General features: G+C 48.6%; 11 protein-coding genes. 4 read left to right on the top strand and 7 right to left on the bottom strand.

Going from position 1 to position 12,410, the window contains the following annotated elements; all coding sequences use genetic code 11:
- Positions 1–12: 12 nt before the first annotated feature.
- From secD to queA, 4 genes are all read right to left on the bottom strand, one after another.
- Positions 13–1,866, bottom strand: coding sequence for a protein translocase subunit SecD (gene secD / locus BZG75_RS11710; RefSeq protein WP_077460262.1), 1,854 nt, complete (start codon positions 1,864–1,866; stop codon positions 13–15).
- Positions 1,867–1,893: 27 nt separating this feature from the next.
- A complete protein-coding gene (gene yajC, locus BZG75_RS11705; protein ID WP_021022912.1) occupies positions 1,894–2,223 on the bottom strand; it encodes a preprotein translocase subunit YajC in 330 nt (109 codons plus the stop codon).
- A 36-nt stretch (positions 2,224–2,259) separates the two neighbouring features.
- The gene (tgt, locus tag BZG75_RS11700) at positions 2,260–3,381 is read right to left on the bottom strand and encodes a tRNA guanosine(34) transglycosylase Tgt (protein WP_077460261.1); all 1,122 of its coding nucleotides are present in this window, start codon (positions 3,379–3,381) and stop codon (positions 2,260–2,262) included.
- A 107-nt stretch (positions 3,382–3,488) separates the two neighbouring features.
- The gene (gene queA / locus BZG75_RS11695; RefSeq protein ID WP_021022910.1) at positions 3,489–4,547 is read right to left on the bottom strand and encodes a tRNA preQ1(34) S-adenosylmethionine ribosyltransferase-isomerase QueA; all 1,059 of its coding nucleotides are present in this window, start codon (positions 4,545–4,547) and stop codon (positions 3,489–3,491) included.
- 314 nt (positions 4,548–4,861) lie between these two features.
- Here queA and BZG75_RS11690 point away from each other — a divergent pair, with 314 nt between their 5' ends.
- Positions 4,862–5,302: a CBS domain-containing protein gene (locus tag BZG75_RS11690; protein WP_077460260.1), complete on the top strand. Its 441-nt coding sequence runs from the start codon at positions 4,862–4,864 to the stop codon at positions 5,300–5,302.
- Between the two features lie 57 nt (positions 5,303–5,359).
- Here BZG75_RS11690 and aceA read toward each other — a convergent pair whose 3' ends face one another.
- The 3 genes from aceA to BZG75_RS11675 all read right to left on the bottom strand — a co-directional run bounded on the left by aceA (position 5,360) and on the right by BZG75_RS11675 (position 9,778).
- A complete protein-coding gene (gene aceA / locus BZG75_RS11685; RefSeq protein WP_021022908.1) occupies positions 5,360–6,664 on the bottom strand; it encodes an isocitrate lyase in 1,305 nt (434 codons plus the stop codon).
- 77 nt (positions 6,665–6,741) lie between these two features.
- A complete protein-coding gene (aceB, locus tag BZG75_RS11680) occupies positions 6,742–8,349 on the bottom strand; it encodes a malate synthase A (RefSeq protein ID WP_077460259.1) in 1,608 nt (535 codons plus the stop codon).
- Positions 8,350–8,845: 496 nt separating this feature from the next.
- Complete coding sequence (locus BZG75_RS11675) at positions 8,846–9,778, bottom strand: hydrogen peroxide-inducible genes activator (RefSeq protein WP_077460258.1); 933 nt, start codon at positions 9,776–9,778, stop codon at positions 8,846–8,848.
- 142 nt (positions 9,779–9,920) lie between these two features.
- Here BZG75_RS11675 and BZG75_RS11670 point away from each other — a divergent pair, with 142 nt between their 5' ends.
- The 3 genes from BZG75_RS11670 to ppk2 all read left to right on the top strand — a co-directional run bounded on the left by BZG75_RS11670 (position 9,921) and on the right by ppk2 (position 12,410).
- Complete coding sequence (locus BZG75_RS11670; protein WP_077577087.1) at positions 9,921–10,523, top strand: peroxiredoxin C; 603 nt, start codon at positions 9,921–9,923, stop codon at positions 10,521–10,523.
- Positions 10,524–10,710: 187 nt separating this feature from the next.
- A complete protein-coding gene (locus BZG75_RS11665) occupies positions 10,711–11,454 on the top strand; it encodes a copper homeostasis protein CutC (protein WP_077460257.1) in 744 nt (247 codons plus the stop codon).
- A 143-nt stretch (positions 11,455–11,597) separates the two neighbouring features.
- Positions 11,598–12,410: a polyphosphate kinase 2 gene (gene ppk2 / locus BZG75_RS11660; RefSeq protein ID WP_077460256.1), complete on the top strand. Its 813-nt coding sequence runs from the start codon at positions 11,598–11,600 to the stop codon at positions 12,408–12,410.

Below are 12,410 nucleotides of genomic sequence, written 5' to 3'. Positions count from 1 at the left end.
GCTTGGGCTCCCTTAAATCGACAGTTTTTCGACGCGCTTGCCGCCATACACAAGATTTACCAGTGCACGCGTTCCCACGATAGCGGTAAACATGGAGGTCAAAATACCAATCGATAGTGTCACCGCGAAACCTTTAATTGCGCCAGTACCCACAGCAAACAAGATGATCGCCGTAATCAGCGTGGTAATGTTAGCATCGGCAATGGTACTAAAGGCGTTGGAATAACCCCGATCAATCGCATGTTGTGGACTACGCCCTTCGTGCAGCTCTTCTCGAATACGTTCAAAAATAAGCACGTTAGCATCCACCGCCATCCCCACGGTTAAGACAATACCGGCAATGCCCGGTAGCGTCATGGTGGCGCCTGGAATAAGCGACATAATCCCAATAATCAAGATGATATTCGCGAACAAAGCACAGTTAGCAAACAAGCCGAAGCGGCGGTAATACACCAGTGTAAACAGCATGACTGCAACGAGGCCCCATAAACAGGCTTGTATACCCATATTGATGTTTTGCTGCCCCATGGATGGACCTATGGTGCGTTCTTCAACAATCGAAATGGGCGCAATCAACGCACCGGCACGTAGCAATAACGCAAGGTTGTGAGCTTCAGCTGCTGAGTCGATCCCGGTAATTCGGAAGTCACGGCCTAATGCCGATTGAATGGTCGCTTGGTTAATCACTTCTTCGTGTTTTTCCAAGATCACTTTGCCATTTTCGTCACGCTCACCACTGTCTTTGTATTCAGCAAACACCGTTGCCATCAGCTCGCCAATGTTACGCTTACTGAAGTCAGACATTTTGTCACCGCCCTCGCTGTCGAGCGAGATATTTACCTGTGGGCGACTGTACTCATCACGTGATGAACTGGCGTCTGTGATGTGTGAACCGGTTAAGATGACCCGCTTTTTCAATACTGCAGGACGCCCGTCACGCGAGCTCATTAGCTCACTACCGGGCGGAACACGCCCTGCCATCGCTGCAGATAAATCGGCATCTTGGTCGACTTCACGAAATTCCAAGGTCGCGGTCGCGCCAAGAATTTCTTTTGCTCGGGCCGTATCTTGCACACCTGGCAACTCAACCACGATGCGACTCGCACCTTGACGTTGGACCAAAGGCTCTGCGACCCCGAGCTCATTGACACGATTACGCAAAATAGTGATGTTTTGCGCCACCGCGTAGTTACGGATTTCTTTTAATCGCTCTTCTTTGTACACCGCGGTTAAGGTACCGTCGTCTTCATCAATCGAGAAGTTCATATCCCGATAATTGTTCGACAGTAGCTCGAGCGCTTTATTGGTGTCTTCTGCGTTACGCAAGTTAACCATTACGCGCGTGTTATCTTCGACACGTAAACCACGATAGCGAATGCGCGCTTCACGTAAATCGGTACGAAAGCTGTCTTCTTGCTGGGTAATCAACTTTTCTAGCGCAGCGTCCATGTCCACTTCCATTAAGAAGTGTACCCCGCCACGTAAATCGAGTCCCAATTTCATTGGTGTTGCGCCAAGGGCGTCCAACCAAGAAGGGGTCGCTGGCGCCAGGTTTAATGCGACCACATAGTTATTGCTATCAAAGCGAGACATCAACGCATCACGAGCACTGATTTGCGATTCAGTGTCTTTAAAGCGAGCCAAGACAGTGCCGTCTTCAAGTGCAATGGATTGGTAGGAGAGATCGTTGGATTCGAGGGTTTGTTTGATGGAGTCCAGCGCAGTCATATCTACCGAGGCGCCACGCGCCCCGGAAATTTGTACTGCTGGATCTTCACCGTATAAATTGGGAAGCGCATACACGATGCCAATAACCAAGGCTATTAGCACCATGATGTACTTCCACAAAGGATAACGGTTTAGCACAGCATGCATCCTTTATGGTTGCGAGAATTAGAGAGACTGGATAGTACCTTTGGGCAGTACTGCCGTCACGAAGTCTTTTTTAATGGTCACTTCGTTATTGTCGTTAAGAGCAATAACAATAAAGTCATTGTCTTCAGCAATTTGGGTGATTTTACCCACCAAACCACCACCGGTCAGTACTTCGTCTCCTTTGCTCATGGATGCCATTAGGTTTTTATGCTCTTTAACACGCTTAGATTGCGGGCGATAAATCATAAAATAGAAAATAACCGCAAAGAGACCAAGCATAATAAAAAGCTGCATACCGCCACCTTGTGGGCCGGCTTCAGCCGCTGCGTGAGCTTGTGAGATAAACATTCAATCACGTCCTCGTTTTAGTTGTTGAATTCGAAATCAATCGAGCGGTGGCACTTCCTTGCCACGACGCGCGTAGAAATCCGCTACAAAGGCATCTAATCTACCTTCGTCAATCGCGTTACGCAAACCTTCCATGACGCGCTGATAATAACGCAAGTTATGGATAGTATTGAGTCGCGCACCGAGGATTTCATTACAACGGTCTAAGTGGTAAAGATAGGCACGGCTATAATGGCGGCAAGTGTAACAGTCACACTCTGGATCCAAAGGCGAGGTATCACTTTTATGTTTCGCATTACGGATCTTGATCACACCGCCGGTAATAAATAGGTGACCATTTCGGGCATTTCGGGTCGGCATCACGCAATCGAACATATCAACGCCACGACGCACCCCTTCCACGAGGTCTTCCGGTTTACCCACTCCCATTAGATAACGGGGTTTGTCTTCCGGCAACTGCGGGCAGGTATGCTCCAAAATGCGATGCATATCTTCTTTTGGCTCACCGACGGCAAGCCCGCCAACGGCGTAACCATCAAAGCCAATCTCAGTTAGGCCTTCTATCGACACATCGCGTAAGTCTTCGTATACACCACCTTGCACAATGCCGAACAGCGCATTTTTGTTACCAAGTTTGTCAAAATGATTGCGGCTACGCTTGGCCCAGCGCAGTGACATCTCCATCGACTTTTTCGCTTCAGCGTGCGTCGCAGGATACGGGGTGCACTCATCAAAGATCATCACGATGTCTGAGCCAAGGTCGTATTGGATCTCCATGGATTTTTCCGCATCCATAAAAATCCGATCACCGTTAACCGGGTTACGAAAATGCACCCCTTCTTCAGTGATTTTACGGATATCTCCTAAGCTGAAAACTTGGAAGCCACCAGAGTCGGTTAAAATAGGGCCATGCCACTGCATAAAGTCATGCAAGTCCCCATGCAGTCGCATAACTTCTTGCCCCGGACGTAACCATAGGTGAAAGGTATTACCGAGTAAGATCTCAGCCCCGGTGCCTTTCACTTCTTCAGGGGTCATGCCTTTTACGGTGCCATAGGTCCCCACGGGCATAAATGCCGGGGTTTCGACCGTGCCGCGCTCAAAAATCAAACGGCCACGGCGGGCGCGTCCATCGGTTTTCTTTAGTTCGTATTCCACGAATCCTCCTCAGTGCCAGAGAAACAGTCTGGCGTGTGTCTTATGCTAACAAGGTTTACCCTGCCGCAAGCTTAGATCACACGAAGCCAGGCTTCGCGTGAACTTAATTAATCAGGTTGTTGCTGACGGGTTATAAACATGGCATCGCCATAGCTGAAAAAGCGATAGCGTTCTTCAACTGCCGCGCGATAAGCGGCCATGGTATGTTCGTAGCCGGCAAAAGAACTCACCAGCATGATCAAGGTTGATTCCGGCAAGTGGAAATTGGTGACAAGCACATCCACTAGCTGCCACTGGTAACCGGGATAGATAAAAATCTGGGTGTCATTAAAAAATGGCGCCAGTGGTTCACCTTTTTGCTTCGCCGCTTGTGCTGCACTTTCCAATGACCGTACTGACGTGGTCCCCACCGCAATCACGCGTTTACCTTGTGCACGCGTTTGATTGACCGCATCGACCACCTCTTGAGGCACTTCAGCATACTCGGCATGCATGATGTGCTCTTCAATGTTGTCGACCCGAACCGGTTGGAATGTTCCGGCGCCCACATGCAAAGTAACAAAGGCAATATTGACGCCTTTTTCTTTGAGCGTTGCCATAATGGCATCATCAAAGTGTAATCCCGCCGTTGGTGCAGCCACCGCCCCAGGTTTTTGGTTATACACGGTTTGATAACGCTCTTTATCGCTTTCTTCATCAGGACGGTCGATATACGGCGGCAACGGCATATGGCCGATGTCGTTGAGTGTATCCACTACGCCTTTATCGCTGTTTAGCTGGATTTCGAACAGGGCGTCATGGCGTGCCACCATTTCTGCCGGGATCTGTCCGTCATCACCGAGGAATAATTCAGCACCGGGTTTTGGCGCTTTAGACGCGCGCACGTGGGCAAGGAAACGACGTTCGTCGAGCACACGCTCCACCAGCACCTCTATTTTTCCACCCGAGGCTTTGCGGCCATACACGCGTGCAGGGATCACACGTGTGTTGTTGAACACCATCAAATCCCCAGGTTCAACCAGTTCGAGGATATCTTTAAACTGACGATGCGCTACCTCACCGCTGGTGCCATCAAGGGACAATAAGCGACTTGCACTGCGATCCGGCTGTGGATAGCGCGCAATCAACTCATCAGGGAGTTCAAAGTGAAAATCGGATAATTGCATGACGTTTGCCTAGATAAAAAGCAGGCCGCTAGTATAGGTAGCCCACCGTGAATATCAAGCGAGCGAAGCAGGCAATCGTTTCAGTGCGCATTAATAGCATGGCGATATTTACGTTTGAAGCCTTTGCCGGATGATTAACTTTGGCGGATGATTAACTTTCGTGGATGATGTCCTTTTGCAGATCATTGCCTTTTGCGAATAATAGCCTTTTGCGGATAATAGCCTCGCGCAGATAATTGATGTGTATCACGTCCACCCCGTGCCAAGTGCACTACAGTTAAATTAATCCTGTGCACTGATAACAAGGAGGTGCCATGTTTACCGTTGATGATATGATGACTCGCCATCCACATACACTGAGTCCGGATCATACGCTTGATGATGCCCACCGCTTAATGCGCGCGGAACGCTTCCGTCACTTACCCATCGTCGATGATAATGAACGCTTGCTTGGGCTAGTTACCCAGCGCGATGTGCTTTCAGCCCAGGCATCGTCTTTAGGAAGAGCAACCAATGGCGATCATCAAATCCATACTCCACTCGCACAATTTACCGATAAGCAACTTGTCACCGTCGCGCCAGAGGCGTCGTTACGTGCCGCAGCATTATCAATGTTAGCGCGTAAAATAGGGTGTTTACCCGTGATTAGAAATCAACGCCTTGTTGGGATCATTACTGATAGTGACTTTGTCGCCATTGCGTCGACCTTGCTCGAAATTCAAGAAGAAAGCGAGCCGATGGAAGACGGTGAATAAATAAAAGGGAGTGTTTCCACTCCCTTTCTGGCTTCATTTCCATGATAACGGTTTTAATTAAAACTGATCTTCTTCCGTTGAGCCCGTCAGTGCGGTTACCGAAGATTGACCGCCTTGGATAATATTAGTCATCTGGTCAAAATAGCCAGTGCCGACCTCCTGCTGGTGAGCCACAAACGTGTAACCACGCTCCGCCGCAGAAAATTCAGGTCGCTGTACCTTCTCTACATAGTGGCGCATTCCCTCACCTTGCGCATAAGCGTGGGCAAGATCGAACATGTTGTACCACATGTTGTGAATGCCCGCTAAGGTGATGAACTGATACTTGTAACCCATGTCGGACAGCGCTTGCTGGAAACGAGCGATGGTGTCGGCATCCAAGTTCTTTTCCCAGTTAAAGGATGGCGAGCAGTTATATGCCAATAATTGATCCGGATATTGCGCATGAATCGCCTCGGCAAATTGACGTGCTTCTTCCAGATCCGGTGTCGCGGTTTCACACCAAATCAAATCAGCATACGGTGCATAAGCGAGACCACGGGAAATCGCTTGTTCAATCCCTGGACGCACGCGATAAAAACCTTCTGCGGTGCGCTCACCTGCAATAAAGTCTTTATCATAAGGGTCGCAGTCTGAGGTAAGCAGATCAGCCGCATTAGCATCGGTACGGGCAATCACGAGCGTGTCAGTCCCTGCAACATCCGCCGCCAAACGCGCTGCAACCAGCTTTTGCACGGCTTCTTGGGTTGGCACCAATACCTTTCCACCCATGTGACCACACTTTTTCACTGACGCCAATTGATCTTCAAAGTGGACGCCTGCTGCGCCTGCCTCAATCATATTGCGCATCAACTCATAGGCGTTGAGTACACCACCAAAGCCAGCTTCGGCATCGGCAACAATAGGGAGAAAATAATCAGTCCCCTCTTCTGGGGTTCCACCTTTTGACCACTGTATTTGATCCGCGCGGCGAAAAGCATTGTTGATACGTTTAACAACCGAGGGGACTGAGTCAACTGGATACAGTGACTGGTCCGGATACATACTGGACGCTGTGTTATTGTCGGCTGCCACTTGCCAGCCTGACAAGTAAATAGCTTCAATGCCGGCTTTTGCTTGCTGCACAGCTTGGCCACCCGTTAACGCGCCCAAGCAGTTAACATAGCCTTTTTTCGCACTGCCGTTAACAAGGTCCCACAGCTTAGCTGCGCCGCGTTTAGCAATGGTATTCTCGGGGACAAAAGAGCCGCGCATACTGACCACTTCTTCAGCGGTGTACGTTCGCTTTACGTTTTTCCAGCGTGGATTTTCAGCCCAATCCTTTTCCAGTTGCGCGATTTGTTGTTGGCGAGTCAAAGTCATGTTCCATTCCTCTTTGTTAGCAGAGCCTTGTCAGCCCTTCGCTTTCATTCCATGTTGTTGTTTTGCTTCCATGCCCATTAAGGCAAATACTCGTACCCTGGCAGGGTTAAGAAGTTAACTAGCTCATCACTGGTTGTCAGCTCGGCCATTAACGTTGCCGCTTGGCGGTATCGCCCTTGAGCAAAACGTTCAGTGCCCAGTTCGTTTTCAAGCACAGCCATTTCTTCTTCGAGGTACTGCGTAAATAGCTCTTTGGTTACCACGTTGCCATTGCTGAGCGGCTTTTGATGCTTGATCCATTGCCAGATCGACGCACGCGAAATTTCGGCGGTCGCCGCATCTTCCATCAAGCCGTAAATCGGCACACAGCCATTACCCGAAATCCATGCCTCGATATATTGGACCGCAACCCGGATATTGTGGCGCATGCCCGCTTCGGTGCGTTCTCCATCGCAAGGCGCAAGCAAATCCGCCGCGGTAATTGGCGCATCTTGCTCACGAGAAACCGTTAGCTGATTCGGCTTATCGCCGAGCGCTTTATCAAAAATGGCTTTCGCCGTGTCTGCTAATCCGGGGTGGGCAATCCAGGTTCCATCATGGCCATTATTTGCCTCTAGCGTTTTATCTTTTTCGATTTTCTCGAGCACTTGTTGGTTTTCGGTTGGGTCTTTGCTCGGGATAAATGCCGCCATCCCTCCCATGGCCAATGCACCGCGCTTATGACAGGTTCTCACCAACAGTCGCGAGTAAGCATTGAGAAAAGGTTTGTCCATGGTGACCACCTGACGGTCAGGTAGCACCCGATCAGGATGATTACGAAGTGTTTTGATATAACTGAAAATATAATCCCAGCGACCGCAGTTCAGCGCGACGATGTGATCGCGTAAGTGATATAAAATCTCATCCATTTCAAACACGGCCGGTAGGGTTTCGATCAATACGGTTGCTTTGATCGTGCCTCGGCTTAGCCCAAATTCATCTTCTGTAAATGAGAACACATCGCTCCACCACGCCGCTTCTTGATAGGCTTGTAGTTTGGGCAAGTAGAAGTAAGGACCGGATCCTGTCTCAAGCAACCGACGATAGTTATGGAAAAAGTAGAGCGCGAAATCAAATAAAGCCCCAGGCAGCGGTTTACCTTGCCACATGACATGTTTTTCTGTCAGATGAAGGCCCCTAACCCGGCAGATCAGGCGCGCGGGATCATCGTTAAGTTGATAACGCTTTCCTGTCTCTGGTTGTTCGTAACTGATGGTGCCGTTAATAGCATCGCGCAAGTTGCGCTGCCCCTCGACCACTTGTGGCCAAGCTGGTGCGAACGAGTCTTCAAAGTCCGCCATAAACACTTTCACATTGGCGTTCAGGGCGTTGATCACCATTTTCCGATCCACTGGGCCAGTAATTTCTAGCCGTCGATCTTGTAAGTCTTTGGGGATGCCTCGAATGGTCCAATCATCGTGGCGAATCGATCGCGTCTCAGGAAGGAAATCGGGCAGCTCTCCCGCATCAATACGCTGTTGGCGCTGCTCGCGAGTGGCCAGAAGCCCAGGTATACGATCCGCAAATCGATTAGCCAAACTGGCTAAAAAACACAAGGCATCATCGGTTAGGATTTCTGCCTGCGCTGGGGTAACGGTCTCGTTAATTACCAGTGATTCGCGTAAGGTTGAGCATGCTTCTGTCATATCGCCTCCCTGGCTGTCATTTGTAATCCAATCACAACAAAAGTTGTTTACGGACATCAAGTGGCATCTCACTCACTCAACGCCACGCTAGTTATCTTACGTTGACTCAACCTCGGATAAAAATCAACCTAACACCTCACACCTATCAATCAAAAACCAGCAATAAACACTTAAAATCAGACATTTAAATAGTTTAGAGTATAAGCTCGAATATGCTTTTTTGAATGGATTAGCAGAATGATGTAACACTGCTACCAAGATCATATTTTTGTCACTTAAGTGTAACCACTTACGTAATTAAGTTACAAGACAAGCCACTAGCAACTGAACAAAAAAGTTGTTTTTTTATTTAAAATCATAATATTAGCTGTAAAAATAAAAGCAGCACTCAGGCGTGCTGCTTTTTTTCGTGATAATAATCCAACGTCGGCATCGCGGTTTTTATGACACTCAAACAGAATATAAAACTAATTTTTTACCTTTAATGTAGAATTTATCACTGATTTTCGGTCAATGTGTCTTTACCTGTTGGGGAAAGCAGTCCTGTCACCAGATCAGCGAGATTATTAAAGGTCTCTAATCGACTGGAAGATGGCCGCCATACCATGCCGATATCACGATAGGCTGCTTTTCCTGGTGGGGTTTCTAGATGCACATCTAAATTAGCAATTAAACCATGATCAATCGCCATTTGCGGTATAAAGGTCACACCATTGCCGTTGGCCACCATTTGCACCAAGGTATGTAAACTGGTCGCCATAAAAGGATTAATCTTCTGCGAGGCAGTCATCTGACAGGCAGAGACAGCATGGTCGGTGAGACAGTGTTCACGCTCTAATAAAAAGACAGACTCATCGGGGAGGGATTCATAATCAACGGGCAATGTAAGCTGTGCTGCTTGTTTGCCGCTCATGACCATTTTAAAGGGATCGCGGCCAACAATTCGACGCGTCATGGTGCCAATATCCATGGGGAGTGCAAGGATCAATATGTCCATTTCGCCATGTTTAAGCGCCGTGAGTAAATTGGCGGTAGTATCCTCGCGCAGCAGTAAATCTAAATTTGGATAGTGTTGATTGACTTGCTTGACCACATCACAGAGTAAAAAAGGTGCAATGGTCGGAATACACCCTAAACGCACCTTACCATGCATAGGATCAGACTTAACTTGCGTTAGCTCCATAAGATCTTGGCTACGGGCGAGAATCTCCCGGCTTCGGCGTACCACCTCTTCACCCATGCCGGTGAGGACTAAGGTTTTATTGTCACGCTCAATCAGCTGTGCTCCAATCAACTCTTCTAGATTTTGAATCCCTGCGCTCAGTGTCGACTGGCTGACAAAGCATAATTTCGCCGCCTCACCAAAGTGACGCGTTTCTGACAGGGTAACCAGATAGTGTAGCTGCTTTAATGAAGGATATTTGTTCATAACGTCATATTTTAAACAATCGTATTTTCCGATTATAACAATCTATTAATTCCACTTTTTTCAATCTAACAAGTTAGCTATAGTTTGTCTCGCTTATATAGGAACCTGATTATCAGGACAACAATTAAATAGGAGCTGAGATATGGTACTCGTAGGTCGTCAAGCACCAGATTTTACTGCCGCTGCCGTACTAGGTAWTGGCGAAATCGTTGATAACTTCAACCTGAAAGAGTTCACCAAAGGCAAAAAAGCAGTTGTCTTTTTCTACCCACTCGACTTCACTTTCGTGTGCCCATCAGAGCTGATCGCATTCGATAAGCGCCTGAGCGATTTCCAAGCTAAAGGTGTTGAGGTAATCGGTGTGTCTATCGACTCTCAGTTCTCACACAACGCATGGCGTAAGACAGCTATCGATGATGGCGGTATCGGCGCAGTAAAATATCCACTGGTTGCTGATGTGAAGCACGAAATTTGTAAAGCATACGATGTTGAACACCCAGAAGCGGGCGTTGCATTCCGTGGTTCATTCTTGATCGACGAAGACGGTGTTGTTCGCCATCAAGTCGTTAACGACCTGCCACTAGGCCGTAACATTGACGAGATGCTACGTATGGTTGATGCATTGAACTTCCACCAGAAAAATGGCGAAGTTTGTCCTGCACAGTGGGAAGAAGGTAAAGCAGGTATGGCTGAGTCACCTGAAGGTGTTGCCGCGTATCTGTCTGAGCACACTGACGACCTGTAATAAGGTTACGTGCCCCGCACTGAGCAATGTAACAGTATAATGAGGCCCGGTTAAACCGGGCCCTTTTTTTATTGTCTCTCAACGCCTTCCTTCCCTCCCGTTTCTCTACATGTCACACCTTGTCTGATTTGTTCATGACGCTTGCTCTGGTCACGGTTATGCTAGACCGTTCAAACAAGGAGCACCTATGACCGTCACCGTCGAAGTATGTATTGATAGTATCCAATCTTTATCGATTGCTCAGCAAGCGGGCGCAGACCGTATCGAGCTTTGTGCTTCACTCAAGCTCGGTGGCCTCACGCCAAGTATGGGCACCCTGAATCAAGCGATGCAACAAGCTCGCGTGCCTATTTACGCGATTATACGTCCACGAGAAGGGGACTTTGTTTATAGCCATGATGAAGCTGAAGTGATGCTTAAAGATATTGCCACTGCCCGCAAAACTGGCTGTCATGGCGTGGTGATTGGCGCCTTACGCCCAGATGGGACAGTAGACTTAACGTTACTCGATGCCATGCTGGCCGAAGCCCGAGGTATGGGGGTGACGTTCCATCGGGCGTTTGATCATTGCACCGAGCCAATGGCAGCGTTAGACGCCCTCATCGCGCGACCTGCCGTGGAACGTATTCTGACCTCAGGTGGTGCCAACCATGCCGAGCAAGGCAAAGAAACACTAAAAGCCTGGGTCGATTACGTCCGTCATACGCCGCTTCGGATCATGCCAGGTGCCGGGATCACAGCGCATAATGCCGCAGAAATCATCGCTCATACCGGCGCACGAGATATCCACCTGTCCGCGCGTACCACACAAGCAAGCGCCGCCCACACTCATGCGATGGCGACGATGGGTGAAGGTGAAAAGATCGGTTACCCCATCACTGATCCCATGCAAGTCAGGGCGGTAAAGCAGGCAGTCGCTCGATTCAGTTAAATGCAATACGCCAGCCGCTCTCATCATACTGTGATTGACCAAACCTTTTTGTCGAGAAGCTTGTGTCCTAGAGATAAGGATATTGCATCTCACCGTTGAGTTTCCTAACTTGAAATGATGGTCTTCACAAAAGGAGTGCTGCTTTGTCGGATAAAAAGCCCCCTAAAATCAGTAAAAAACACTACGAAAAAAAATTGCTTGAGTTGCAAGCCGAGCTAGTCAAATTACAAGAGTGGGTAAAACACAAACAGCTGAAAGTCGTGGTGATCTTTGAAGGGCGAGATGCTGCCGGTAAAGGTGGGGTGATAAAACGGATTACCGAAAAACTCAACCCACGCGTGTGCCGTGTGGTTGCACTAGATAAACCGACGGAACGCGAGCGCACACAGTGGTATTTTCAACGCTATATCGAACACCTTCCAGCGAGCGGAGAGATAGTTTTATTCGACCGCAGTTGGTACAACCGAGCCGGTGTAGAACGTGTCATGGGGTTTTGTACCGAGGAAGAATATGAAGAGTTTTTCCGCACTTGCCCTGAATTTGAGCGAATGCTGATCCGCTCGGGGATTATTTTGCTCAAATACTGGTTTTCCGTCTCCGACGAAGAACAAGAAAAGCGTTTTGCCGAGCGAATAAACACGCCAATAAAACGCTGGAAATTTAGTCCCATGGATTTGGAATCACGCAGCCGCTGGGTGCAATACAGTGAGGCGAAAGATCGCATGTTTGCTTATACCGACACCAAGGAAAGTCCATGGTGGGTAGTGGAAGCTGATAATAAAAAGCATGCGCGACTTAATTGTATCGCGCATCTTCTCTCCCAGATCCCCTATCAAGAGATTGAATACCCAGACGTTATTCTTCCCGAGATCAGCAAAGAGGGCTATGTGCGCATGCCGCTTCATGACCAAAGTTTTGTCCCTGATAAGGTCAGTGAGTGGATCGATAACGACTAA

The organism is Salinivibrio sp. AR640 (assembly GCF_001995405.1).
In the GTDB taxonomy this organism is placed as follows: domain Bacteria; phylum Pseudomonadota; class Gammaproteobacteria; order Enterobacterales; family Vibrionaceae; genus Salinivibrio; species Salinivibrio costicola.
The sequence above is the reverse complement of the archived record's forward strand: the minus strand, read 5'-3'. Positions and strand labels throughout refer to the sequence as shown.

Bases quoted from the DNA above. Each gene is read 5' to 3' on its own strand.
- yajC (WP_021022912.1), bottom strand. From the start codon at position 2,223: ATGTTTATCTCACAAGCTCACGCAGCGGCTGAAGCCGGCCCACAAGGT.
- queA (WP_021022910.1), bottom strand. From the start codon at position 4,547: ATGCAATTATCCGATTTTCACTTTGAACTCCCTGATGAGTTGATTGCG.
- BZG75_RS11690 (WP_077460260.1), top strand. From the start codon at position 4,862: ATGTTTACCGTTGATGATATGATGACTCGCCATCCACATACACTGAGT.
- aceA (WP_021022908.1), bottom strand. From the start codon at position 6,664: ATGACTTTGACTCGCCAACAACAAATCGCGCAACTGGAAAAGGATTGG.
- aceB (WP_077460259.1), bottom strand. From the start codon at position 8,349: ATGACAGAAGCATGCTCAACCTTACGCGAATCACTGGTAATTAACGAG.
- BZG75_RS11675 (WP_077460258.1), bottom strand. From the start codon at position 9,778: ATGAACAAATATCCTTCATTAAAGCAGCTACACTATCTGGTTACCCTG.
- BZG75_RS11665 (WP_077460257.1), top strand. From the start codon at position 10,711: ATGACCGTCACCGTCGAAGTATGTATTGATAGTATCCAATCTTTATCG.